20 protein-coding genes and 4 pseudogenes are annotated in these 24,525 nt (G+C 66.9%); 17 read left to right on the plus strand and 7 right to left on the minus strand.

Annotated elements, in window-relative coordinates; genetic code table 11:
- Together A6A29_RS28755 and A6A29_RS28760 are read left to right on the plus strand one after the other, a co-directional pair.
- Positions 1-397 (plus strand): transposase (locus A6A29_RS28755; RefSeq protein ID WP_143197111.1); only part of this gene is annotated, 397 nt, incomplete at its 5' end.
- 153 nt (positions 398-550) lie between these two features.
- Positions 551-1,990: an NF041680 family putative transposase gene (locus A6A29_RS28760; RefSeq protein ID WP_198953351.1), complete on the plus strand. Its 1,440-nt coding sequence runs from the start codon at positions 551-553 to the stop codon at positions 1,988-1,990.
- Positions 1,991-1,998: 8 nt separating this feature from the next.
- Here the strand turns inward: A6A29_RS28760 and A6A29_RS28765 are convergent, their stop codons facing one another.
- Positions 1,999-2,274, minus strand: a complete 276-nt coding sequence (locus A6A29_RS28765) for a hypothetical protein (RefSeq protein WP_073724360.1) — start codon at positions 2,272-2,274, stop codon at positions 1,999-2,001.
- 715 nt (positions 2,275-2,989) lie between these two features.
- Here A6A29_RS28765 and A6A29_RS28770 point away from each other — a divergent pair.
- The 8 genes and pseudogenes from A6A29_RS28770 to A6A29_RS28805 form a co-directional block, all read left to right on the plus strand.
- Positions 2,990-3,163 (plus strand): annotated as a pseudogene (locus tag A6A29_RS28770) (transcriptional regulator); the annotation flags it as partial.
- 374 nt (positions 3,164-3,537) lie between these two features.
- Positions 3,538-3,936, plus strand: a complete 399-nt coding sequence (locus A6A29_RS28775) for a DUF7019 family protein (protein WP_143197112.1) — start codon at positions 3,538-3,540, stop codon at positions 3,934-3,936.
- Entirely contained in the window at positions 3,933-4,436 is a 504-nt protein-coding gene (locus A6A29_RS28780; RefSeq protein WP_073724325.1) for a DUF6924 domain-containing protein, read from the plus strand. Before A6A29_RS28775 ends, A6A29_RS28780 begins: the two co-directional genes overlap by 4 nt.
- A gap of 52 nt (positions 4,437-4,488) precedes the next feature.
- Positions 4,489-5,333 (plus strand): IS5 family transposase gene (locus tag A6A29_RS43505; protein ID WP_198953355.1). Its coding sequence is split into 2 segments (ribosomal slippage): positions 4,489-4,822 and positions 4,822-5,333, totalling 846 coding nucleotides; the frame shifts between segments, so codons are not numbered across the junction.
- Positions 5,334-5,357: 24 nt separating this feature from the next.
- A pseudogene (locus A6A29_RS48250) lies at positions 5,358-5,678 on the plus strand (DUF7019 family protein); the annotation flags it as partial.
- Between the two features lie 24 nt (positions 5,679-5,702).
- Positions 5,703-7,556: a WD40 repeat domain-containing serine/threonine protein kinase gene (locus A6A29_RS28795; protein WP_158074482.1), complete on the plus strand. Its 1,854-nt coding sequence runs from the start codon at positions 5,703-5,705 to the stop codon at positions 7,554-7,556.
- A 156-nt stretch (positions 7,557-7,712) separates the two neighbouring features.
- Complete coding sequence (locus A6A29_RS28800; protein ID WP_143197113.1) at positions 7,713-8,918, plus strand: WD40 repeat domain-containing protein; 1,206 nt, start codon at positions 7,713-7,715, stop codon at positions 8,916-8,918.
- 203 nt (positions 8,919-9,121) lie between these two features.
- On the plus strand, positions 9,122-9,367 hold the full coding sequence (locus tag A6A29_RS28805) for a hypothetical protein (RefSeq protein WP_073724336.1): 246 nt from the start codon (positions 9,122-9,124) through the stop codon (positions 9,365-9,367).
- A gap of 1,237 nt (positions 9,368-10,604) precedes the next feature.
- Here A6A29_RS28805 and A6A29_RS28815 read toward each other — a convergent pair.
- From A6A29_RS28815 to A6A29_RS28825, 3 genes and pseudogenes are all read right to left on the minus strand, one after another.
- Positions 10,605-11,558: pseudogene (locus A6A29_RS28815) on the minus strand (IS481 family transposase).
- Between the two features lie 379 nt (positions 11,559-11,937).
- Positions 11,938-12,111: a nitroreductase family protein gene (locus tag A6A29_RS47120; protein WP_338012906.1), complete on the minus strand. Its 174-nt coding sequence runs from the start codon at positions 12,109-12,111 to the stop codon at positions 11,938-11,940.
- Between the two features lie 16 nt (positions 12,112-12,127).
- Entirely contained in the window at positions 12,128-12,334 is a 207-nt protein-coding gene (locus tag A6A29_RS28825) for a hypothetical protein (RefSeq protein ID WP_073724338.1), read from the minus strand.
- Between the two features lie 678 nt (positions 12,335-13,012).
- On the opposite strand from A6A29_RS28825, the gene A6A29_RS28830 reads away from it, so the two are divergent.
- Together A6A29_RS28830 and A6A29_RS28835 are read left to right on the plus strand one after the other, a co-directional pair.
- Complete coding sequence (locus tag A6A29_RS28830; protein WP_073724340.1) at positions 13,013-14,449, plus strand: basic amino acid/polyamine antiporter; 1,437 nt, start codon at positions 13,013-13,015, stop codon at positions 14,447-14,449.
- A gap of 59 nt (positions 14,450-14,508) precedes the next feature.
- Positions 14,509-15,768 (plus strand): arginine deiminase, encoded by a 1,260-nt coding sequence (locus tag A6A29_RS28835; protein ID WP_073724342.1) that lies wholly within the window; start codon positions 14,509-14,511, stop codon positions 15,766-15,768.
- Between the two features lie 397 nt (positions 15,769-16,165).
- Here A6A29_RS28835 and A6A29_RS28840 read toward each other — a convergent pair whose 3' ends face one another.
- Both A6A29_RS28840 and A6A29_RS28845 read right to left on the minus strand, forming a co-directional pair.
- Complete coding sequence (locus tag A6A29_RS28840) at positions 16,166-16,363, minus strand: hypothetical protein (protein ID WP_073724344.1); 198 nt, start codon at positions 16,361-16,363, stop codon at positions 16,166-16,168.
- A 517-nt stretch (positions 16,364-16,880) separates the two neighbouring features.
- Entirely contained in the window at positions 16,881-17,945 is a 1,065-nt protein-coding gene (locus A6A29_RS28845; protein WP_073724346.1) for a 2,3-butanediol dehydrogenase, read from the minus strand.
- A gap of 393 nt (positions 17,946-18,338) precedes the next feature.
- Between A6A29_RS28845 and A6A29_RS28850 the strand changes: the two genes are divergently transcribed.
- The 5 genes from A6A29_RS28850 to A6A29_RS28865 all read left to right on the plus strand — a co-directional run bounded on the left by A6A29_RS28850 (position 18,339) and on the right by A6A29_RS28865 (position 22,184).
- Positions 18,339-18,572, plus strand: coding sequence for a hypothetical protein (locus tag A6A29_RS28850; RefSeq protein ID WP_073724348.1), 234 nt, complete (start codon positions 18,339-18,341; stop codon positions 18,570-18,572).
- 369 nt (positions 18,573-18,941) lie between these two features.
- Positions 18,942-19,544 carry a PH domain-containing protein gene (locus A6A29_RS28855; protein WP_073724350.1) on the plus strand — a complete coding sequence of 201 codons (603 nt, stop codon included), beginning with the start codon at positions 18,942-18,944 and terminating at the stop codon, positions 19,542-19,544.
- 50 nt (positions 19,545-19,594) lie between these two features.
- Entirely contained in the window at positions 19,595-19,894 is a 300-nt protein-coding gene (locus A6A29_RS44435) for a hypothetical protein (protein WP_198953357.1), read from the plus strand.
- A 589-nt stretch (positions 19,895-20,483) separates the two neighbouring features.
- Entirely contained in the window at positions 20,484-21,083 is a 600-nt protein-coding gene (locus tag A6A29_RS45045; protein WP_143197114.1) for a hypothetical protein, read from the plus strand.
- A gap of 126 nt (positions 21,084-21,209) precedes the next feature.
- A complete protein-coding gene (locus A6A29_RS28865; protein WP_158074483.1) occupies positions 21,210-22,184 on the plus strand; it encodes a thiopeptide-type bacteriocin biosynthesis protein in 975 nt (324 codons plus the stop codon).
- 1,848 nt (positions 22,185-24,032) lie between these two features.
- Here A6A29_RS28865 and A6A29_RS48255 read toward each other — a convergent pair.
- Positions 24,033-24,143: pseudogene (locus tag A6A29_RS48255) on the minus strand (ATP/GTP-binding protein); the annotation flags it as partial.
- Positions 24,144-24,525: the final 382 nt, after the last annotated feature.

The raw sequence follows: 24,525 nt of genomic DNA on the forward strand, positions 1-24,525 counted from the left end.
CCTCTGGAACCTCAAGATCCCAGTCTCCAGGTGTCCACGATCAAGGGGAAGCTTCACCCAACTCATGCCCCTGCTGGACGCCATACCCCACATTCGCGGACTGCGCGGCCGGCCACGCCACCGGCCTCGGCGACTGTTCGCCGACCGCGGGTACGACTACGACAAGTACCGGCGTCTCGTCCGCGCACGTGGGATCACACCCAAGATCGCCCGCCGCGGCACCCCGCACGGCTCGGGACTGGGCAAGACCCGGTGGGTCGTCGAGCGCACCTTCGCCTGGCTCCACCAGTTCAAACGACTGCGCATCCGCTACGAGATACGAGCCGACCTCCACCTCGGACTACTCCAACTCGCCTGCAGCATCATCTGTTTGAGACGGCTCCGGACCTCATTCTGAAACGACCTCTTAGCTTGTTCTTTATGGTCTGACCTCGAACGATGTCCCGAACGTGATCGCTCGTACGAGGATTCTGGGGACGTGAACACGGCCTCCGTCTGATCATGTGCTCCGACCAAAGAGGCACTTGACCAGTACGAAGGCCGTGGGGGAATGAGTCTGCTGCAACACGATGTCCGGCGGGAAGCGTTCGCGGTGGCGTCACACTTCCGGGACGACTTCTTCGATTGCCTGACTGCGCGCGGGGACACGCTGTTCGAGCTGACCGACGCCCTGTTGTGTGCGGACGGGTCAGTGAAGACACCGGTCGACCTCACGCTGACCGCCGAGCACCGGCGCGGGCACGGCGCGATGTACGAAGCCTTGAACGGCGGGAACGTCGATGTGTCGCGGCAGGTGCTGGCCGGGCTGCCGCAGCCGGAGGCCGCCGACGGGCGCCTGGTCCTGGCGGTGGATGTCACCCACTGGCTGCGGCCGGACGCGCCAACGAGCGCAGACCGCTTGTTCTGTCACGTCTACGGCCGTAGCGGACGCTCCTCGGACCAGTTCGTGCCCGGCTGGCCCTACTCGTTCGTCGCCGCGCTGGAGTCGGGTCGGACCTCGTGGTGTCAGATCCTGGACGCGCTGCGGCTGGGCCCAGCCGACGATGTCGCCGAGGTCACCGCCGCCCAGGTCCGCCGGGTGGTCACCGACCTCATCGAGATGGGGCGCTGGAAGCCGGGTGACCGCGACATCCTGGTTGTCTTCGATGCCGGATACGACGCTCCGCGCATGGCACATCTCCTGGCCGGACTACCGGTGGAGGTCCTGGGGCGGATGCGCACGGACCGTGTGATGCGCAAGCCCGTCCCGGCCCCCTGGATCTCTCCGCCACAGGGAGGACGCCCGCCGAAGCACGGCAAGGAGTTCCGCTTCGCCAAGCCGGATTCCTGGGGTGATTCGGACGCGGAGACCGTGCAGGTCACCGACCGCTACGGCACCGCTCGCGTGATGGCCTGGGACCGCATTCACCCGAGGCTGACCACGCGCTCGGCATGGATCGACCACACCGGCGAACTCCCGGTTATCGAGGGCACGTTGATCCGTCTGGAGGTCGACCGTCTGCCCGGCGGTCACAATCCACTGCCGGTCTGGCTGTGGTCGTCGGCGGCCGGCCTGTCGGGTGAGGACGTCGATCTGCGCTGGCAGGCGTTCTTGCGCAGGTTTGATCTGGAGCACACCTTCCGGATGATCAAGCAGACGCTGGGCTGGACCCGCCCGAAGCTCCGCACGCCCGCGGCAGCGGACCGGTGGACCTGGCTGATCATCGCCGCCCACACCCAACTCCGCCTCGCCCGGCCCATGGTCGCTGACCTCCGTCGTCCATGGGAGAAGCCGGCCGAGCCCGGCCGGCTCACCCCGGCCCGGGTCCGCCGGGGGTTCAGGAACCTCCGCCCGTACTTGCCCTGTCCGGCTCGTGCACCGAAACCCAACCGGCCCGGTCCCGGCAGGCCGCCCGGCTCGAGGAACCGTCACCCCGCCACCCGCCATGACGTCGGCAAGACCGCCAGACGCCCCGAAAGCATCACCGAACGCGACCAGCTCAGACCCTGAACACGGCTTCAGAAGGGAACGACCAGCCCGGCTTCTCGCAACCCAAGCAATGCCCTGCCCATGACCTCGGCGGCCGAGGCCCCATCGGCCCTCATCCCACCGTCCAGGGGCCCACCAGAGGCTGCGAATGTCCACGCCGGCTGACCGTCACGCATCCGCTCCGCGTCGACCCGGATCATGGCACCTACACCCTGCTCGCCGAGCCACTCCAGGATGAGCATCGTCGCGTCCTCGACGCCGCTGTCCAGATCCACCTTGGGCTGTCGCCCCAATCCCTTGGCCATGACCACAACCCTACTCAGGGACTGGATTGGCCTTGTCGCACGCTTTCAGGCGGCTCAGACCATAAAGAACAAGCTGAGGCGTTCTTTGGCTGCTCAGGCCAGCCGGTAGCACTTGCGCGAGCACCAACGCCGGGTCCAGCCGTCCTTGCGGCGGTCAATCGGTTTCTGGCACTGGCCGCAGGACACCGGCTTGAAGAAGATCGACGGGCCAGCGCCCCCAGACGACCATGTGCGGCAATGGCGGCTGCACCAACGGCGAGGGGGATCGGCGGGCGACTTCGCTTCTATCGGGATGTCGCAGAACACGCATGTCCTGGAAGGCAGAGGAAGCCCGTCCCTCTCGATCAGCCGGTCCCAGCGAGAGACTTGACGGTTGTTCTGGTGCGTGATGTGGGAGTGGCTGCCTGGCGCGCAGTATTTGCATGGCCCTCTGTAGGGCTCGGGCTGGTGCCCGCCTGGGGCCCGGTGTTGCCGCAGGCGCCCGTCAGGGGCGAAGTTCCGGTGGTTCCTCCCGCCTCGCGGGATTGCCAAGGCCCAGCCCACGGTGACTCACCGCAGCAACATCGTCGGCATCCACGAAGCCCTGGTCAGACTCACCTCCGAGCTGAAGTGCCGCATCGACCTTGAAGACGACCTGGACGACGTGCCGCGCCTGATCGTCGTGGTCGATGATGCCAACACCACACTGCTACACCTCGCCCGCTACTGGGAGACGTTCCTTCACGACGACACCATGGCCGTGGTGGAGACGCTGACGGCGGAGATCAAGGTGACGCAGCCGCGCGAGCTCGCCGACTACGCGAAGGCGTTCGCGGGCCTCGCGGAGATGGTCGTCGACGGCGACACCGCCCGCGCCCTCATCCGGGCCGCGATCGATGCCCTGGAGTGAACTTCCGCAAGTACCCGCAATCGCGTTGAGATACAGGCGGCAGCCTCCGTAGCGTCGAACGAGACCGACGCACCCCAGCAACGGAGGCGGTGCCCATGAGCGTTGGTAGTTCCAGACAGCCCTGCAGGCGTCCAAGTGCGGGAGCAGCCAGCTGGAGTTGTGCAGCAGCGACCCAGATGATGACTGCCGCCCCACAAGACACCCTGCCGTCGTGGCGGATCTGTCCAGAAGGCGTAACTCGGTTGGCTACTTCCTTGATCGGGAACACACCGTTCTTTGACCTGTGAAGTCGAATCTTCAGGCGGTTTTCACATCGGGTGGGGATAATGGGCGGACCGTGTAGGGCTATGGGGAGGCTGTGAGCCCGGGTGTCGATGCGTTACTACCTGTATGTGAGCGACAGCAAGGTCGAGATGCTGCTGGCGCAAATCGATCCGAAGACGAACCGGAAGCGTTCGACCGAAGTGAGTGTCAACCTGACGGTCGTGGGCGGCAAGCGGGTCATTGAGGAGACTGGGGGAGACGAGCGCGCTGCGCGGCTGGAGCAGCTGGTGCGATCCCTCGAGGAGGAGAACGAGCTCGGAACGGTTGACGAACCGGGTCGGTTCTTCCGGGGAGTGCTAGCGCTGCGATGGGGGCCGTTCCCGGCGGACCCGGGCCTGGTCTGGTTCGGCGGATCGACTGACCGAACCGTGCTGGGGCTAGGCCGTTTCCTCCGGATCACTCACGCAGGAGCTGGTTGTCAGTGCGGGGTGGGAGAGTCCTGGGCATGACGTTGCCGGAGAACCTTGAGCGAGTGCTGCCTGAGATCGGACGCGACTTGTTCGACGTTCTCGTCATCAGGACCGACTTCAGCGACGACGATTCGTGGAACGCGGTGGTTGGGGAGTTGCACCGGCCGTGGGGGCCGGGCGGTGAGTTTGCCGCAGCAGTGCAGCTAGTCGATGCGCCTGCTTGGTCAGGAGCAACGGCCGATGAGGTTCTTGCCGCCGTGGTGGATGAGGACCTGATCGTCGTCTTCCTCGCTGACCGCGGCACGATGAAGTCGCCAGCGCGGGCGTTGCTGGCTCTGTCGACCGTCTGGGAGGACGTGAGTGGCCTTGACCCCGTCTATTACCAGGAACTCATCGAGTCGCCGGATCCCAGGGAGTTTCGAGCCCTGCCCGCCGCGGTGCACGGCGTCCAGGTGGACCTGGCGCTCGGCAACGTGGACTTCGCAGAGTACGCCGGGGCTGCTTCCGCAGAGCCTGATCAGGTACTGCGGCCCATCTGACCGGTACGGCGGGCGGCCGTTGCCTCGGCAGATACGAGTCGTTCGTCGGGGCATGTCGTTGAGTGATGCGCAGTGGGCGCGGATCGAGCCGTTGCTGCCGGATCGGACGCCGAGGCGGGGCGGGCGGTGGCGGGATCACCGGCAGGTGATCGACGCGATCGCGTTCAAGTACCGCACCGGGATTCCGTGGGTGGACCTACCTGAGCACTTCGGTTCGTGGAAGGGCGTCCACAACAGGCTGCGGAAGTGGGCAGCTGACGGCACCTGGAAAAGGGTCTTCACGAACCTCCTCGCCCAGGCTGATGCCGAGGGCGATCTGGACTGGGTCGTCGCGGTGGACTCCACGGTCGTTCGTGCTCACCAGCACGCGGCCGGAGCCCGTAAAAAGGGGCCCTGGTCGAGGAACCGGACCATCATGCACTGGGGCGGTCTCGTGGTGGGCTGACAACGAAGATCCACCTGGCGGCCGACAGCCGCTGCCGCCCGCTGGCCTTCGTAATTACCCCCGGCCAGGCAGGTGACGCCCCGGCATTCCCGGACGTGATGACGGGGATCCGGGTGCCTCGGCCGGTCGGCAGACCCCGAACGACGCCCACCGCGGTCCTCGCGGACAAAGCGTATTCGTCCCGCGCGATCCGCACCTACCTGCGACATCGCGGGATCCGGGCGGTGATCCCCCAACCCGCTGACCAGGCAGCGAATCGCAAGCGGCTCGGCAGCCGCGGTGGGCGCCCTCCGGCGTTCGCGCGCGAAGCGTACAAACAGCGGAACACGGTCGAGCGGTGCATCAACAAGATCAAGCAATGGCGCGGCCTGGCCACCCGCTATGACAAGACCGCCACCATCTACCTCGCGGCCCTCCACCTGGCAGGCATCTTCGTGTGGTCAGCAAGGTGATCCGGAGGAAACGGCCTAGGCGGTTCCGCCCACCATGTTCTGGGTTCACCGCCGCAGTCGGAGGCTGTACTGCCGCGGTCGCTGACTCCTTCACTCTTGGCCGGTCTAGCCGCCGACCCGCAGATCCGGTCGTTGGTCGAGGCGATTGGCAACGAGGAGTACGCGGCCAGCCGCACCGGCATGCCGCCGGCTGCAGAGGCAGTACGCCGGGCCAACGAGCTCGTACCCGGCCCGGCGCAGCGAGTGGAGTTCGTTGCTAAACGTCTTCTGCACGTGCCCGATTCGCCAAACGCGGGTGCGGGTGTCCTGCTCGGTACGCCGCTGTACGTCGCCCTCCTAGACTGAGCAATGTGGGCCGAGGGGGAGGTGGTGCTCGGCATCTACGAGGTGCGGGAGGTGATCCGCGCCGGCGGGATGGGCCTGGTGTACCGGGTGTGGCACCGCGGGTGGGGTGTCGACCTGGCCGTGAAGACGCCGCAGCCGGAGATGGCCTCAGACGGCTTGGCCAGCTTCGAGGCGGAGGCGGACGCGTGGGTGCGGCTCGGTGCCCACCCGAATGTGGTCAACTGCGTGTATGTGCGGCGTGTGGAGGATCTTCCCCGGGTCTTCGCCGAGTGGGTCGCTGGCGGCACCCTGGCCGATGCGGTCCGGGACCGGCGGCTCTACCGTGGCGGCCACCGGGTGGCGCTCGCCAGACTACTCGATATCGCCGCACAGGTCGCCCAGGGTCTGGACCACGCTCACAGGCACGGTCTGGTCCATCAGGACGTCAAGCCGGCCAATGTGATGATGGAGGCGGACGGGACCGCCAAGGTCACCGACTTCGGTCTGGCTCGGGCACGCACGGCCCGTACTGGCGCCGTTACGGACCCGCTTGTCACCTTCGCTGGGATGACCCTGGCCTACTGCTCGCCGGAACAAGCGCGCGGTGAGCGCCTGGGCGTGGCGACGGATGTGTGGTCGTGGGCCGTGAGCGTGCTGGAGATGTTCGTCGGCCAGCCGCCGTCCTACTTCGGCCAGGCGGCGGGGCGGGTCTTCGAGCAGTTCGTTGCGGAGGGCACCGAGGATCAGGTGATCCCAAGGTTGCCCGAGGCGCTGGCTGAGATGCTGCGGCGCTGTTTCACGGTCGACCCTGCGGCCCGTCCGGGCAGCTTGGGCGAGGTCGCTGAGGAACTGGCGCGGATCTACTGCGACACTACCGGCGAGCCTTACCCCCGCGAACTGCCCAGCGAGGCACAGCTGCTCGCTGACGGTCTCTCCAACCAGGCCTTGTCTCTCCTTGACCTCGGCGATCCCGACCAAGCCGATCGGCTGTGGGATCGTGCTCTGCGGGCCGAGCCGCGCCACCCCCACGCCACGTTCAACCGCAGTTTGCGGCGGTGGCGCGCTGGCCTGTTGACCGACCGTGCGGTCATCGCCGAGCTGGACGCGGTCCGTACCAGCCAGGGCGGGTTTGAGAGAGGCACCTATCTGCTCGCCTTGGTACACCTTGAACGCGGTGACAAGGGCAGCGCTACCCGCCTGCTCGGCGACCTTCAAGACAGCCCCGATGTCCTCGCAGCTCGCGCCGAGGCCGACCGGCTGCCGCCCGCCCGCCTTCCGGTCGTGCTTCAGTCTTTGGAGCCCCTTCGGCTCCCGGCCTTCGCGGTCAGCGCCGACGGGCACCTTGCGGTTGTCTCCTACGGCACCTGCGACCTGCTTGTCTGGGACCTCGACGCACTGACGCCGCTGAACGTCCTGTCCGGACACACCACGAACCCGACCGCAGTGGCGCTGAGCGCGGATGGCCGGATCCTGGTCTCCGCCGACGACCGCGGCCATGTGCGGCTGTGGGACACCGCTGCTGGCATCTGTCTGCAACGATGGAATTTGCCCCACAGTGTGGAACTGGTAGCCATCAGTGGCGACGCCCGAGTGGTGGCGGTCTCGGGGATGGACGGTTCGGTGCGGTTGCTCGGCGACACCGTCCGCTTGATCGGCCAGTCGTTCGAGAAGTACGGGCCGGGTTTCGGCGCCGCGCTGACAGTCGTCGCCAACGGGGAGCGGGTAGCGGCCTTCGACGGATACCGGTGGCTCCTTCGGGTCTGGGACGTGCGGACCGGCACACTCGTGACCTCCCTGAGCAACCTTCACCAGCGCTTCGCCTTTTCATCGGGTGGCCAGTTCGCCCTCACGATCGACGAGGAACCGGTCGCTCGGCTGGTGGACCTGACGACCGGGTAGGTACGGGCCCTGGGCAAGGTGGTCGGCTGGGGCCTTGGCTCGCCCGCGGTAAGCAGCGATGCGCGGACGGCACTGGCTTCCGACGGATCCGGCCTTCAGAAGTGGCTTCTCGACGGCGCCCGGTGCCAGTTCACGGCCTACGACACCACCGGGGACGTGGCAGCCAGTGCGGACGGCCGTGTCGCCCTGGTCAGCGACCGCGAGCTGGTCGTGGTGTGGCCGCCCCCGCCGGGCCCGTCGGTTCCGTGGAGCTATGCCCGCCCCAGAATGGCGTTCCACCTCATCGAGGACGCACGAACTGTCGAGGCCAGCCTCGACCGCGCCGCTTCACTCCTCGCGAAAGGCCGCGCCGCCGAGGCCTGGGACCATCTCCAGACCGTCCGCACCTTGCCTGGCTACCGGCGTCACCCGCGTCTGCTGCCCCTATGGCGCAGAGCCGGGGCGGCTGCCCGCCGCGCGTCCTTCGCCGGAGCATGGCGCACCCGGACATTCCGGCGCCTGCTACGCGGCCCAGCCGCGTTCACACCCGATCTGCGTCACGCGATCTCTGGGTCCTACTTCGGCGTGGTGACCGTCCACGACCTGCGGACCGGTCACGTGGTAGAGCTCGCCGACGGCCACAACGCCGAAGTGCGACAGACGGCGATGTGCGCCGACGGACGGCATGCGATCACCACGGACATCCACGGCATCCAGATCGTCTGGGATTTACCGACCGCACGCAAGGTCACCACCCTCCGTACCTCGGACGGCACGCCCGAACGACTCGACCCACCTGAGGGCTCACTGGCGCTGACCCGCAGAAAGCGCAGTAGGCCCGCCCTCCTGTGGGAGCGGTCAACCCGTCTCCCACTACACGCCTGGTGCGACCCTCGCCACCGAGCGGTCACCCTCTCGGGGAACGTGCTGGTCACCGTAGCCGACGACGGGCGGTCCCGCGTCCTCGACCTCCGCAACGGACGTCGACTGCGCACGATGCGCTTGCCCTCATCGGTCGCAAGCGTTGCAACCAGTACGGACGGACGAGTCGTCATCACCGCTGGCGGCTCGTATGGCGACCGCGGTGTCATCGGCCTCTCCCACGTGGACCTCGGCATGGGAGAGCAGACGATCTCCGATGAGTCGGTCAGCTCCCTCGCGCTCACCCCGGAGGGCGACCTTCTGCTGACCGGATCCGGCCATGAGGTACGCCTGTGGGACGTCCGCACCGGCGACCTCCTGTGTGATCTGGAAGGCGGCCACACCACGACGGTCTTCGGCGTGGCCCTATCTGCGGACGGCTGCCATGCCGTCTCGGCCGACGTCGACGGCACGGTCCAGTGCTGGGATGTGGACTGGGAGTACACCCGCCCGCCCCAATGAACCACCCCTCCCAGGTGAGCCGGAGCCGCGGCATTCCGACGGGATCGTCTCCTTCGGCCGGCGCGTAAAGGCCAGCGCGTCCAGGGCGGTGTAGCGGGGCTGGGCGGCGGCGGGCGACATCGGTGGTCTGGCGATCCTGGTGGGCAGCCTCGCGGGCGCATTCGGCAACGTCCCGGTGCCATGTGCACCTGGAAGCAGAAGTCATGATCGACCTGACTGCCACGTACACCATCGCCGACGGACCCGAAGCCGGCACGCTCATCAACGCCAAGGTCCGGACCCGGGAGCGTGACGGTGCGACCATCACGTCGGTCCGCGGCATCGCCGCGTTCCTGGCCGACCGGATCGACGCCGTCGCAGACCCCGGTGACCGATTCGCCGCCTGGCACACCTCGGCGGAGCGACGATCACCCTCTCGGACACCGACACCCACGGGACCACGAATCTGATCAGCAGCCGCGACAACGGACGGATCCGCACCACCTACCAAGGCACCCGCGCCCTGCCCGTCGACGTCGTCCTCGACCTCGCCGAACGGATCAGGGAACAGCTCAGCAGCACGACTACCGCGCCCACCAGCATCTGAGAATCAGCGCGGTCCGCCGATACCCGATGGACGCCGGCTCCGACCGCGCGGAGGAGACAGCGGACCGGATCCGAGAGCTCCACACGGCAAGCGCAGGTTGTTCGTGACCGGCTGTCTTCCGGGCAACTCCCTTTCCCCGCGTGCGCGGGGCCCCAGTTCGGCGCCCCATTTCCTGCGGGGGCCCCACCTCCCTGCTTGAGCAGCCCACGGCCCGGGACACGGGTGCTCAGGTCCGGGGCCCCGGCCGAACTGTCCGCCGCCGCAGTGGCCGCAGTCTGCGGGACCGGGACATGCTCAGTGGGCCCGGCCCCAGCACGGTGTCACGTTGTTCGTTGGCAGGCCGCCGTGGCCGGCGGTTTCAGCCTGTACAGCTCTACAGCGCACGGTCCATCGGGTCACCGGTCGCCTCCTCACCCCGCCAGCTCTTGTCCGCAGCTCGCCACCGGGCGCGAGCATGGGTCGAGGGCAGGGTGTCGATGGGGTGCAGGCGTGAGTGTCGGAGTACCGCGCGGAGGGCGATGAGCCCCGGGCCGGCATCTGGGCGGACGGGCACTCCCGTGTCGAGTTCCTTCGGGCTGGCTGCAGAAAAGGGGTTCTCCTCCCCGATGGTGTGCTCATGGCGATGATGGAGTCCGGTGCGCAGACGGCGAGGGGGAACGAACGTGATCGAGACGGTGATTCAGCTCTTCACGCAGATGGCCGGCGGGACGGTGACCGCAGCGGGTGCCGGGGCGAGTCAGGTGGTGATCGAGTTGGTCCGGGAGCGGCTCACACGCAGTGGCAGCGGTCAGGCGGTGCTGCAGGCGGTGAATGAACACCCCCAGGACCCGGCGGCCGGTTCTCAACTCCGGTCCCTGCTGCAGGCAGAAGTGGACAGCGATCCGGACTTCGGCCGTCAGATCGCCGCGATCCTGGAGCGCGATGCGCTGGAGGTGGACGTCCAATCCTCCCAGTCGGCCTCCGGGAGCATCACCTTCGACAACAGCACGGTGCGCGGTAGGAACAACACGATCGCTCTGGGGCCGGTGACGTTCCACAACACGCGGAACGTCCGGTTCTCCCTCCTCGCGGCGGCCCTGGTGTTCGCCGCCCTGGTGGCGCTAGGTGTACTGACCCGTGAGGTTGGGGAAGCGGCTGGCGGGTGGCTGGCCCTTGAGTGCGGTGTGCCCGCGGTGGTGATTGTAGGTGTGGAGCCAGACGGGGTATGCCTCGCGCCGTTCGGCCTCGGTGCGATAGGTCTTCGCGTAGGCCCATTTGTCCAGCAGGGTTCGGTTGAAGCGTTCGGCCTTGCCGTTGGTCTGGGGCCGGTAGGGGTGGGTGCGCTTGTGTGAAATCCCTTGCTCTGCAAGGGAGTTGCGCCAGAAGTGTGATTTTTAGCAGGCACCGTTGTCGGTCAGGACCCGTTGGACGGTGATCCCGGCTTCGGTGAAGTAGGTGTGGGCCCGTTGCCAGAAGGCGACGGCGGTTTCCTTCTTCTCGTCGGTGAGGATCTCGCTGTAGGCGGGGCGGGAGTGGTCGTCGACGGCGTTGTGCAGGAAGCTCATGCCGGCCTTGGCGCGGTTCTTGCGGCCTGCTTGCCGGCCGAGGACCTTGTGGCCGCCGCCGTCGGGGATGTTGCCGAGTTTCTTGATGTCGACGTGCACGAGGTCGCCGGGGGCGGCGTGTTCGTAGCGGCGGACAACCCGACCGGTGGCCCGGTCCAGATGGGCCAGGCGGGCCAGCTTGTAGCGGGTCAGGACGCGGTGGACGGTCGCCGGGTTCAGCCCGAGCAGGTACGCGATGCGGGCCGGTCCCCAGCGGCGCACAACCCTGACCTTGATGATCCGCCGCCCGGTCCGGGTCGGCGTGCGGCGTGGGCTGTGGTGCGGCCGGGAGGAACGGTCCGCCATACCCGCCTCGCCCAGCTCGCGATAGCGGGCCGCCCACCGCTGAGCCGTGGTGGGCGAGACCTGGAACCGATCGGCAGCACGGCGCAGAGGCCGGCCGCCCTCGACGACGCAGCGGGCCACACGCAGACGTCCGGTCTCGGTCAGGGGTGCATTACGGCGGGGCATGAGGGCCTTCTGATCGTTCGTGTAGATGTCGCAATCCACACCGAACCCGGAAGGCCCTCACTCGTTCAAGATCCCCAAGCCGTGGGATCCGTCACCAACCTCCGTGGACAGAACACCTAGGTCGACCCACTCAGCCGATCCCAGGTTGCGGTCGATATAGGAGAGCAGAAGGGCGGGGGCACCGAAACACCCCCAGTTTGCGGCGATGGCTTCCGCGCGTTTTTGGGCGTCCTCACGGCGGATTCCGAGCGCATCAAAACGTTGCGCAGCGGCGGTGGAACGGCGCTCACGGTAAGGGGAGGCCAGTCCGGCGGATACATCCGATACTCCCGCTCATCTCCGGGGTCGCCGGCCTCCGCGCGCTCGGCGACCCGCTTCTTCAGCTCGGCCAGGGGGCATCGGTCAGCACGTAGATGCTCCATGGCTGAATATTCGCGCCCGATGGCGTCCGAGCGGCAGCGGTCAGGACGCGTTCGAACGTCGCCCTCGGGACCGGTTCGTCCGTGAACTTGCGCACCGCCCGTCGAGTCGTAACCGCCTGGTAGACGTTCACCGGCAAGATCTCACCTCTACTTCTGTGGGGTCTGTGAACCAGCCGCAGTTCCGCGTTCTCTACCGTGGTGACGGTTGGCGGCCGAGGAAGGTGACAGGTGGATCAGCACGACAGCCTTGCCGATCTGTTCGGTGAGTGCGGCGCTGGTGGCCGCTCCCATGAAGACGATCAGCCACAGCGTGCCGTCCTCGCTTTTCAATGCTTCCTCGGCGATTCGCAGCATGCGCGCTTGAGCGTTGCGCCTCCCCCAAAAATTCACGGTGCCGGGTCACCCTTGGCGGGTGGAGTTCCCCGTGCCGCTCGACCTCGCCGCACCCGTCCGGGCCCCGCCGCGCGGCGCCGGCGCGAGCTGGGGGCCGCGCTGGCCTCGGGCGGGCCCGAGCATCCGTGGACGGGAATGCAGATCAGCGCTGGATGGGGCTCTGGGAACAAGCTCCGGTACGTCACCGTCCAGCCGAACCTCGTCGCCGAGGTACGCGCTGACACAGCGGTACACCGCGGCCGGCACCGGCATCCAGTGCGCTACCTGCGTATTCGGGATGACCTCACCCCTGGCGACATCGCGGCGCCGGGGTGACCGATGCGTCGGCGCCTGACTCTCATGAGACATCAGGAAGTCTGAGCGGACGTCTCGGGTCCCGGCTCGCGGCAGACAACGGAACTGTCACCTCGTCACTTGTCCCATGGAGCTCCTACGGCGCTTTCATGGGGCCCGTGCTCGGCGTAGTGGCCCTGTCGTACCTGCCGTACGCGATCTTCAACTACGCCGGTCCAGCTGTACTGCATCACCGGCTTCAAGATCGGAAAGGTGGAGCCCGGCACCGGCGCGGACCCACCCAACCCCCTCCACCTGACAGCCGCAACCACCGCCGTACCGCCGTGCCACGAAGGGTCGTGACGTATGTCTGCAAGCGTTGAAGAGAAGTCCCCCGCGGTCAAGCTGTCGCTGATGACGTTGTCGGCGATGGTGGTCGGCTCGATGGTCGGGGCAGGAGTGTTCTCGCTGCCGCGCCGCTTCGCGGAGGAGACCGGTGTCGCAGGGGCGTTGATCGCCTGGGCGATCGCGGGTACGGGCATGCTGATGCTGGCATTCGTCTTCCAGTCGCTCGCGGTGCGCAGGCCGGATCTGGACGCCGGTGTGTACGCGTACGCGAAGGCCGGATTCGGCGAATACCTCGGCTTCTTCTCGGCGTTCGGCTACTGGGCCAGCGCGTGTGTCGGCAATGTGACGTACTGGGTGCTGATCATGTCGACGATCGGCGCCATCTGGCCCGCTCTCGGGAACGGAGACACGGTCCTCTCGGTCGTTCTGTCCTCGACCGGGCTGTGGGCGTTCTTCCTGCTGATCAAGCGGGGGGTCAGGGAGGCGGCGGCGATCAACCGCATCGTCACCGTGGCCAAGGTCGTGCCGATCCTGGTGTTCATCGTTCTCGCGCTCTTCTACCTGGACACCGACGTGTTCGCCAACAACTGGGGCGGCGCGGACTACGCCGGTTCCCTGTTCGAACAGGTCCGCGGCACGATGCTGGCGACGGTCTTCGTCTTCCTCGGCGTCGAAGGCGCCAGCGTCTATTCCCGGCACGCCAAGCGGCGCGCCGACGTCGGCCGGGCGACGGTGCTCGGTTTCCTGAGCGTCTTCGCCATCTTCGCCTCGGTCACGATCGTGTCGTACGGCATCATGCCGATGAGCGAGATCGCCGAGCTGCGCCAGCCCTCCATGGCCGGCGTCCTGGAGCACGCGGTCGGTACCTGGGGAAAGGTGTTCGTCAGCGTCGGACTGATCGTGTCCGTGCTCGGCGCCTATCTCGCCTGGACCCTGATGGCTGCCGAGGTGCTGTACGTCGCCGCGAAGGACGACGACATGCCCCGCTTCCTGCGTCGCGCCACCCCGGACGACGTCCCCGTACCGGCTCTGGTCATGAGCACCGTACTCGTCCAGTTCGTGCTGATCATCACTCTGTTCTCCGACGACGCGTTCAACTTCGCACTCGACCTGACCAGCGCACTCAGTCTCATCCCGTTCCTGCTCGCCGCAGCGTTCGCACTGAAGATCTCGCTCATGCCCGACCCCTTCGCGCAAGGGGAAGGCTCCGCACGAGGGCTGACCGTAGCTCTCCTCGCCACCCTCTACACGGCATTCCTGCTGTACGCGGCCGGGCTCAGGTTCGTCCTGCTCTCGTTCATCGTCTACGCCCCAGCCACCATGCTGTTCGTCATGGCCCGACGCGAACAGGACAGACGCCTGTTCTCGCCCGGCGAATTGGCCATCTGCGCAGTATCGGTCGCAGGTGGCGTCATGGGCGTGATCGCTCTGGCCGCCGGCTGGATCAGCCTCTGAGCCGAGCCACCTGCACCACGCATCCGCGACACCTCGTCCATCGCCGGAAAGGGAAACACATGTCCAGTGAAAGCACGACCCCCACCACGCTGGGTGTCCACTCGGAGGTCGGCAGACTGCACAAGGTGCTGGTGTGCGCCCCGGGGCTCGCGCACCGCAGACTCACCCCGACCAACGCCGACGACCTCCTGTTCGACGACGTGATGTGGGTGGACAACGCCCAGCGCGACCACGCCGACTTCGTGAACAAGCTCACCTCGCGCGGCGTCGGCGTGGTCGAACTCCATGACCTCCTTGCTGCCACCATGGCGATCCCCGGGGCCAGGGACTGGCTCCTGGACCGAAAGATCGTGCCGAACGAAGTGGGCGTGGGACTCGTCGATTCCACCCGTGCCTTCCTGGAGACCCTGGAACCCCACCCGCTCGCGGAGTTCCTCATCGGCGGCCTCGCCACGGCGGATCTCCCGGACGAGTTCCGTCCCGGGTACGTGGCCCTGGCCCGCGAGTCGACCGGAGTACGCGAATACCTGATGCCGCCGCTGCCCAATACCCTCTACACCCGCGACACCACCTGCTGGCTCTACGGCGGCGTCACTCTCAACCCCCTCTACTGGCCGGCCCGGCACGACGAGACACTGCTGATGAAGGCCGTCTATACCTTCCACCCCGACTTCAAGGACGTCACCGTGTGGTGGGGCGACCCCGAACAGAACTGGGGCCAGGCCACCTTCGAGGGCGGCGACATCATGCCAGTAGGCAACGGCGTGGTGCTGATGGGCATGAGCGAACGGACCTCCCGTCAGGCCATCACCCAGGTCGCTGCCGCACTGTTCGAGCAGGGCGCCGCCGAGCACGTTGTCGTCGCCGGCATGCCCAGACTCCGCGCCGCCATGCACCTGGACACCGTCTTCACCTTCGCCGACCGCGACATCGTCACCCTCTACCCGCCCATCATGGACGCCGTCCACACCTTCTCCCTACGCCCCGGCAGCGGCACCTTCCCCGTCGACATCACCGACGCGGGCTCCCGCCCGTTCACCGACGTCGTCGCCGGCGCGCTCGGCCTGCCCAAGTTGCAGGTGATCGAGACCGGCGGCGACGTGTACGCGTCCGAACGCCAGCAGTGGGACAGCGGCAACAACGCCGTCGCCCTCGAACCCGGCGTCGTCTTCACCTACGACCGCAACACCCAGACGAACACCCTGCTCCGCAAAGCCGGCGTCGAAGTCATCGAGATCGTCGGGGCCGAACTCGGCCGCGGCCGCGGCGGCGGCCACTGCATGACCTGCCCCCTCATCCGCGAACCCGTCGCATACTGACCGCTGTCACGGTACAAATCGCAGTCCATGTGGCGGTCTCTCGGGTTGATGTCGGTGGTGGTGGGGGTCAGTGGCGGGGATCGTTGTCGTGGGTTCTTGCTGCTGGTCAGAGTGGTGTTGATCGTCTGGTTTCACTGTCATGAGGTGGTTGTCTCCTGGTGGGTGACGCTGTCTCAGGTTCCAGAGACTTTATGCGTTGAGGCCGGTGGGCGCGGTCGGATCGAGGGGGTGGAGTCTCAGGATCGGGCGCCGGGGGAGACAGTGGGGCTGCCCGCGGCCTCGGCTGTGGTTCTTCGCGGGCCGGCTGTGCGCCGGCTGCTCGCGTCACCGCGACCGGCGAGGGCCACGACTCCACGCCGGAACGGCGCCGAGCGCCCCAGGTGTGGGCCCGCCGTTGCTATGCGAGCCATTTCCCCAGGTCGTCGCCTTTGAAGAGGACACAGGGCTGCATGTCGGGGAGGATCCGGTAGTGGCGTTGGCAGTCCAGCGGCCACGAACAGTTCCAGTCCTCATTGATGGCGGCCAGCTGCTGGGCGCGTGCCGCGGCCCGGTCGGTGTCTTTGCTCAGGCCGTTCTTCCACGAGAGGTTGGCCATGAGATCCGATCGCCACGATTTCGTCGTCGGCTTCGCTCCGCACCGCGTCCTGCCGCGGTGTGAGGTGCCCGCGGGTCCGTGCCGACAGCCGGTTTGACCACTGGAGGGAGTTCGGCCGGCCGGTCGTCGTTGAGGTAGGACAGGTCGAGGTCGGTCAACGAGCGAAGGCCCTCGACGCTGTCGGGCAGTGGGATCGACAGGTATGAGAGCTGCAGCGTCTGCGTACCGCGAGCTCACCGCCACCGCGTCGGCCCGGCGACCACGACGACACCTTGCGCCAGGTCGCGCGGCACGGGATCGGGCGCGGCGAAGGCACGGCCGTCGACGACAGGGTCTCGACGCGGACGGTCAAGCGACATCGCCGCCGAGGAACAGCGACGCCCCGTTCTCGCGGATCGTGATCCGTGAGAACGGGGCGGGTGAGGGGGTTTTCGGCGAGAGCCGCCCACGCCCTCACTCCGGCAGGTTCGAACCTGCCGAAGCGTCCTGCGAGGGCATGGACATCTCGGCGTGCGCGTCAGGCGCGGGGATCGACCAGGATCTTGACGGCGGTCTCGTTGTGGTGGATCAGGGTCTCGAAGCCCTCGCCGACGAGGTCGTCCAGCCCGATGGTCTTCGTGATGAACGGCGCAAGGTCGATGCGCCCTTCCTGCACGAGCTTGATGGTCTGCGGGTGGGAGTTGACGTACGCAATGGTGCCGCGCAGGTCGACCTCCTTGAGGACGAGCTTCTGCATGTCGATCGAGGCCGGCTTGCCCCAGATCGAGATGACCGTGATGACACCGCCCGGCTTCACCGCGTCGAACAGCGTGTCGAGGACCAAGTTGACGGAGGTGGCCTCGAAGGCGACGTCCGCGCCCTTGCCGCCGGTGAGACGCCGGACTTCCTCGGCGACGTCGGTGGTGGCGGGGTCGATGACGTGGTCGGCGACCTTGGCGTCCAGCGCCTTCTGACGGCGCAGCGGGCTGAGTTCGGAGACCGCGACCTCGACGCCCATCGCCTTGAGGACCGCGCAGGTGAGCAGCCCGATGGGACCGGCGCCGCCGACGAGGGCGAAGTTGCCCGCCTTCGCGCCCGAGCGCTGGAAGGCGTGGTAACCCACCGAGAGCGGTTCGATCAGGGCAGCCTGGTCCAGCGGCACGTCGCCGACCGGGTGGACCCAACGGCGCTCGACGACGATTTTCTCCGCGAGCCCGCCGCCGCGGCCGCCGAGCCCGATGAAGTTCATGTCGGGCGAGATGTGGTAGGTCGGGTTGTTCTCGCCGGTGTCGACGTCGGGGCGCAGGATGTAGGGCTCCACGACGACGCGGTCGCCCGGCTTCACGCCTTCGACGCCCTCGCCCACCGCGTAGACGGTGCCGGACATCTCGTGGCCGAGGGTCACGGGGGCGGCCTCGCCCGACACCGGGTGCGGATGGCCGGCCGACGGCACGAAGATCGGTCCGTCGAGGTACTCGTGCAGGTCCGTGCCACAGATCCCACAGTACGCGACGTCGATGCCCACCGTGCCCGGTCGGACGGTGGGCTGCGGGACATCCTCGATACGGATGTCACCGCGGTCGTAATAGCGTGCAGCCTTCACTTTGCTCCGACTCCTTCGTCGTGCCTGCTCAAGCCATGCATCGGGTCGTGCCGCAGGTGACGTATGTACCCGACATGGCGCACACGGTGAGCAATTCACCAATACGACCATATACCTCCATCGGAACCTCAAGGTCAGGGGTGTGGTGGCGCTCCGGTGAGGCTGCTCTGGTGTGCGACATCCCGTGAGTTCCCTCGAGCGGCGGCGCGAGGCCGTCGACCGGGTCACGGCCCCCCAGTTCGACCGGCACGGCAACCGGCCGGACCGCCCGGCACCACGCTCCTGCCGAGGCTGGGCACCGGTGGTCGCCGACGTCCGATCCGCCTACCTCGGAACGGCCCGCCGGGCGGGGCCGGGGCCTACCCCGAGCCGACGGAGACCTACCAGAGCACGGTGGAACGCTCGCCGTTCTCCACGATCGAGGTGGTGCCGTTCGACCAGGTTGTGGTGCGTAGCGCGGAGAAGCTGATCGGCCTGCAGCTGAGTAACTCCTACTCCACCCCAGCGCAGCTCGGGGAACGCAGGGAACCCTTCGAGGTGGACCTGCGCCGCGCGCTCCTGGCGTACGACCCCTCGGGCCAGTACGAGGGAACGATCCGCACCGAGGCCCTCATTGCCACCCGATAGGTAGATCCGGATGCGGCCTGCCGTACACAGGGCGGAAGGCGCTGCAGTCAGGCCAGAACGAGCCGGTCACCGCGACGTTGCGCCACGCCGTGCGACCATGCCGCGCGCGCGATCTTCACCTGCCTCAAGCCCCGCCAGCTCATCAACTTCCCCGACCTTACCCACCTGAGCCGATGCGCGGCCCGGAGTCATCAAGGCTGATACCCCGGCCCGTCGGGCGACTGGAAACCGGGGGAGAGTCCGTGGAGGTTCATGTGTTGAGATTGCGCTACAAGCCTGGGCAGTTCATACCGGATGTCCAATCACGCTTCGCCGGCGGAGAGTTGTGCGACGTGCACTCGCCACCCGAGACTCAATGGAGGAAACATCATGTCCACGCCCTCTAGCTGCACCGAAGGGCTATTGCTCCCCGCTGAGCGGGCGCGCCGCGGCGGATTCTACCTGGGTTTGGTCCTCGCTGCGATGCTCTGCCTGGTGCTTTTCGAAGCACTCGTGGCATTTGTTATCGGCGTGCTGATCTTGGGTGAAGGCATTGGGTTTGTGGGCTGGATGGGCGTCGGCGGATATGCGGGACTACCGGTGATAGGAGGAGTAGTGAGTCTGCTGCCGCTGATCGCCCTTGTGTCGCGATATCCGGCCCTGCGCATCGATCCAGTGGGCATCAGCAAGGTGCGGCGTGGCGGAACGGAGACCGTGCCGTGGGCTGATATCGAAAAGGTTCAGTTCACGACGAAGCGGAGCGTCCTGGTGCTGGTGATGAGGGCAGGCTCACGTCCGGGGAAGCCGAACGTCGTTGGCGGGTCGAGGGCGCTTGTGCCCTACTACTCGCTCGGAAACTCCCTCTGGCGCCGACGGAGGCCGGCTCACCATGACTTGATCGTTGACGCAGTCGAGCGGTTCGCCCCGGGGAAGTACACCGCCGTGTCCTGGTTGGGCGAGGGCGGCGCGAAAGGAGCGGGCGCCTCGGCGTAAAGGACGGGGGTCAGCCCGCGACCGGATCTCCGGCGGGTCCGGCGCGCACGGTGAGCACACCGGAACAGCCCAGCTTCGAGGACGCCCTCGCCCGCGCACGCGAAGCCGCCCCGGAGTTGGCCGCCGTGCTTGACGAGCCATCCTGGGAGCCGGTCTGGAAACAGCCCCGGACACCGAAGTCGAAGGCAGCGGAGAAGCAGGAGTTGCGCAAGCAGCGGCGGCGGCTCCCGGACGCCGGGCGCCGCCGCCTTGCATCGGTCCGCAGCAGCCGTGCGGACCGGTTCTCGTCCAGGGCTGTTCGGGGGCTGACCAGCGTGGATTCCGGGTGGTGGACGACCAGCCCGCCCTAGTGGGCCAGATCGTCCACCCACGTCAAGCAGACCTCAGGGCCGGGTTCCACCACTGCTGCAGCTGCCCGGCGTCCGGCCCGATGGGCGGAACAGTCGCCGAAGTTCTCGTGCCACCGCGTGGGACGGATGGGCCTGCCCGACGGCCACAGCCAGCGGAAGCCCCTACACAGGTCGTATGAGACGCAGCAAGCAGGAGAACGCAGACGTACAGTTCGGATTCGGCGACATGGGCGACATGTGGCACGCACTGACACGCCTTCGCGCGGCCCACCCCGAACCGGGCGACCACCTTGTGCAGGAGACTCGCTTGTACCGGCGGAGACCCCGCCCGATCGCGGGGTGCGCCGAGCTGCCCGCAGTCGGGTGCCCCGAGCCAACGCCACCAGTCGAATGTGCGGCTGGCAAAGATTTGTGCCACGCTCGGATGTAGCGCCAGTTGTCCTGCTACAGGACGTCGCTTCATCCGATTGACAAGGGACCGCCAGCTTCGCATTGCTGCTATCCCATCTGGTCCGCGGGCAAGGGTAGAGGAATTTTCAACTTCTGTGGCCTGCGACTTCAGATTTTCAGTCAGGGAGAAGGTAGTGTCATGCCAACTTTTGAGAATAAGGTCACAGAACCGGAAGAAACAGCTATCCGCGGGGTATCGGACGGAACTGGCGCAATTGCTGTTTTCGGCCAGGGTTCGGCTGTCGGAATCCGGGGGGACGGAGGCAGTTGGCACGGGGTGGCTGGAATAAGCACGAGCACAACCGGTGGCGCAGGAGTCAACGGCACGGGAAACGTCGGCGTACAGGGGGTCGGCTTCACATGGGTGGGAGTCTACGGTGAGACCCAGGCTCAGCCGGGTCCGGGCTCGTCTGGTGTTTGGGGTGACGGGAAGGACGGCGGAGACGGCGTCAAAGGACTGGCGAACGGTGAGGGGAAGGCCGGGGTTATCGGCGTCCACCTCTCGAACAGGGGCCCCGGCATCTTCGGGAAGGGCGCTCCGGCCGGCCGCTTCGAGGGGAATGTCGAAATCACAGGAAGCCTGGTGGTCGGCGGCGTAACTGTGCCAGACCGGTTGCAGACGGTGAGTAACCTGGAACAGGAAGTCGCCCAGTTGAGTCAGGAAGTTGCCCAGTTGACTCAAACGGTCTCGCAGCAACAGGAAACCATCAGCTTCCTCGTCACTCGCGCCTCCATGTGACTACAAGTCAGGTACGAGGTGAGGAGGGAGAGACGGATGGCTGGGAATGCGGCTGATTACACAAGGGCCTTCGGCCAACCTGACACCGCGGGTTGCCCCTTGATCAATGGGGCCAGGATCCCGGTCTTGGAGTTCCTGCACCTGTGCGCGGAATCGGTGAGCGACGACATGGCGGCACCCGGCTGGACACCAGAGTTGCGGCAGTTGCGCGACCGGTTCCTCGCTGGCGGGCTGATGGCCCTGTCCGACCTCGCTAGGGCGGAGGACTGGCTCCAGTTCGGCCTCCGCCCGTCGGTGGCCGGGCAGCGGCGCGACTTGTACGGAGCCGACATGTACGCAGCCATGGAGGGTCTCGCGCGCAATGTACTCGGCAATGGCCTGGCGAAGGACTTTTTCTTCATGCACAAGCCTCCTGGAATTCAGATGAGAATCCAGGCGCGTACGGGCGGAATTGTCGAGATCCGAGAAATGCTTGTCGATAAGATATCGGACTGGGTAAGTTCCGGTCTCATTGCCGAGTTCCAGTACGGAGTCTACGAGCCGGAAAATTACCTTTTCGGCGGCCCCGCTTTAATGGAATGGGTCCACCGATTGTTCACTGCGGATTCCCGAGTCTGGCTAGGTCACCATTCCCGAACCGGCCAGCAAACGCAGGCCTCTCCCGAACCGGCATCCTGGGCGCTGTCCTTGATCATGATCAAGGGCATGCTCGCCGCCCTCGGTGTTTCCGGATGGGAGAAAATCGATGTCTGGGACCGGATCCGGCGTGCCGGCAGGTCATTGGGCGAGCGCTCCCGCAGTGATACGGGCGTGGCCCAACTGGCCTCCGCGCTGCGTCAAGGGTGGTCGGATACCGAACGCCTGGTTGCGTCGCTGGCCCCCTCATCCCGGGCACTGGTGCTCGATCACCGGACGGCGGTCCAGAGGTTGGGGGCGGAATGGCGGCATGGCTATTTCGAGTCCGCTGACGCCTCCATCGGGCCCCGGGAAGCGGCTGCCCTGGTCATCATCTTTCACTGGAACCGAGCGGGCTTGTCACCCTTGCTGCAAGCCGTGATCGCCGAAGCCCTTGCCGATCGCAAGAATGGGGTTCCGCGATGAACGAGCCGGCCTTCGGCCTCCTGCGCACCGCAGGCCTGCCCATCCGGTTGTGGACAGCGGGCGGTAGCCCGGCCCTCTTCCAATTGCTGCGTCGCGTCGACGATGCCGAGCAGGAATACGCAGCCGCCAGCTCGCCGAAGAAATCGGCACCGAACTCGTCCCCGCAGCCGCCAGCCGGCGCGACCGCTGGTCAGTGCTGGCAGCGCGCAGAAGCCTGCACCAGGGTGAGCGGCTCACCCCACCGGAGTGGGCGTGGCTGAGGCGGACGGCGGCCGACGCTTGCCCCGCGACGAAGGACAATCGGCCGGCCCTCGAAGAGAGAATCCGGCGGACCACAGGCCTTTGCGGCTGTCTCACCGCGGTTTCTGGCAACAGCGGAGCGAGCCACAACCGCCGAGTACGACCGCCTGTTCCCACTGGCCTGGACACTGCTGCGCGGATCCGTGCACGGCCGCCTAGCCCTCGCTGACGGGACCATCGCCGGTGAAGCAGATGTCCGGACGCGCATCGCACGGGGTGAATCCTGGTGCGACAAGCAACTCCGTCACCGCAGCGACTACATGTGGCGCCTGATCGCCCGCGGCGCTGCGAAGACGCCCCCCCCCGGTCCTGGTTGGGACACGTTGCCGAAGTCGAGTTGATAGCTACCACGCCACCGGACGGTTCGGTGCTGCGGCTGGACTACGAACACGCCGTGGAATGGATCGAAAACCTCCATCTCCAGCGGTGTGAACTCAACGCACCGACATCCGGTCCCTTGCCGCCGCGGGCAAGACTCGGGCTTGCCCCACTGGCTCGTCTTGAGCCGGACCACATTGTGTGCTGGACCAGCAACCCGACTGCTCCGGACCGCGCCACGGAGATACGCCTGCGCCGAACCGGCCCACTGACCGCGCTTTACGACGCCCTGTCGCCCGGTGCGGCGTGCCTTGATGCCGTGGAACGCAGGGTGCTGCCGGAACCCGAGGGGCCAGGGGATCGCGTTGGGCTGCACACATTCGTCACGTACCTGGTCTCCCTTGGAGTGCTCACCCTCTCGCGTCCGCCCAGGCACTGGTGCATCGGCTGGCAGTCGCCTAGCAGGATTCGAACAGCACCACCGGACACGAGGGGCCGCGGCTTCACAGATGTCTACCGACGGCCTCTGGGAGTGCTACCCGTCTCCTCCAGGTTGGAGTCGGCTCTACGGACAGCTATGCGTGTCATGGCTTTGGTGAACTCCCAGCGGCCCCAACGCGATCACCGAGTTCTGCAGGGCGTCACCACGGTCCGACGACCGGTGCTGGAAGTACTGGCGGAGTATCTTGCCGCACCGGCATCCAGCGTTGGTCCGGCGCGGGCGCAGGGAGGTTGGCCGACCTCTACCTCGCCCGACTCGGGCTATGGGCGATTGCTCAAGTATCTCGAATCGGCGGCCCGCGACACAGATATCGACATCACTTCAGCGATGCTGGACGACATTGGCGTCCTGGACCAGCCAACGCGCTGGCCGGTGGATGTCACTCTCCGCCCCTTCGACTCGGCAGAGCGCGCCACACTGGAGTCCGTATCGCCCGCCGGAGTGCTAAGTGCCCGGTTCACGGAGTCGCTTGTCCGGATGAACGGCGGCGCGCACCTGGCCGACACCTACCAGGCGTTTCTGCGCCGGCTGGACGAGGAGACCGGCATTCAATCGGTCGAGGTACTCGTGCCATCGCTGGCCGAGCGCGCCGCCAACGCGGTGCGTCGCCCCCTCTACACCACGGCGTGGACGGGTGACTCCGACCTCTTCCACTATGTCCCGGAACCTCTGCGAAGCGGCATGAGACCGGCTTTCCTCCCCCTGGGGCAGCTCGAGGTCGTTCTGAATGACCCGGTCGTGGTGCGCGGATTGAGCCGATGGATCTCGTCGATGAGTACGAGACGTACGCCCGCACGGTTGTAGGTGTGGCAGACGGCGTTGGTGATCTGGGCCTGCGTTCCGGTTTCCCGGGTGCGGGTGGCTGTGGGGGAGGGGTGGTGGCGAAGCGCTGCCAGCCCTGCCAGGTCGTCACCGGCCACGTCCCGCCTGCACCGTCGTCGGCGGGCGTGCTCCCGCCGTCTCTGTCCTGTTTGCCCATGCCTGCCGTCGCGAGGATCCCGCTGGCGACGGCGCCGACAATCAGCGACGCCGCCTCCGTCCAACCGAAACGGCGAGGCTAGTAGGCCCCGTACCGGAAACCCTCCCGACTGAGCTGGTAGCGGCGGCGCGGTGTCGCCATTCTCAGCAGGACAACGGGGATGCCTGCGTAGCCGACAAGGTAGTTGTCGGCGGCGGCTGAATCCTGACCCAGTTTGGGCGGTCGAACTTTGACCCACTGGG

Origin of the sequence: Streptomyces sp. TSRI0281, assembly GCF_001905125.1 — a bacterium.
Classification (GTDB): domain Bacteria; phylum Actinomycetota; class Actinomycetes; order Streptomycetales; family Streptomycetaceae; genus Streptomyces.

Bases quoted from the DNA above. Each gene is read 5' to 3' on its own strand.
- A6A29_RS28760 (WP_198953351.1), top strand. From the start codon at position 551: ATGAGTCTGCTGCAACACGATGTCCGGCGGGAAGCGTTCGCGGTGGCG.
- A6A29_RS28765 (WP_073724360.1), bottom strand. From the start codon at position 2,274: ATGGCCAAGGGATTGGGGCGACAGCCCAAGGTGGATCTGGACAGCGGC.
- A6A29_RS28775 (WP_143197112.1), top strand. From the start codon at position 3,538: ATGCGTTACTACCTGTATGTGAGCGACAGCAAGGTCGAGATGCTGCTG.
- A6A29_RS28780 (WP_073724325.1), top strand. From the start codon at position 3,933: ATGACGTTGCCGGAGAACCTTGAGCGAGTGCTGCCTGAGATCGGACGC.
- A6A29_RS28805 (WP_073724336.1), top strand. From the start codon at position 9,122: ATGATCGACCTGACTGCCACGTACACCATCGCCGACGGACCCGAAGCC.
- A6A29_RS28825 (WP_073724338.1), bottom strand. From the start codon at position 12,334: ATGCTGCGAATCGCCGAGGAAGCATTGAAAAGCGAGGACGGCACGCTG.
- A6A29_RS28830 (WP_073724340.1), top strand. From the start codon at position 13,013: ATGTCTGCAAGCGTTGAAGAGAAGTCCCCCGCGGTCAAGCTGTCGCTG.
- A6A29_RS28835 (WP_073724342.1), top strand. From the start codon at position 14,509: ATGTCCAGTGAAAGCACGACCCCCACCACGCTGGGTGTCCACTCGGAG.
- A6A29_RS28840 (WP_073724344.1), bottom strand. From the start codon at position 16,363: ATGGCCAACCTCTCGTGGAAGAACGGCCTGAGCAAAGACACCGACCGG.
- A6A29_RS28855 (WP_073724350.1), top strand. From the start codon at position 18,942: ATGTCCACGCCCTCTAGCTGCACCGAAGGGCTATTGCTCCCCGCTGAG.
- A6A29_RS45045 (WP_143197114.1), top strand. From the start codon at position 20,484: ATGCCAACTTTTGAGAATAAGGTCACAGAACCGGAAGAAACAGCTATC.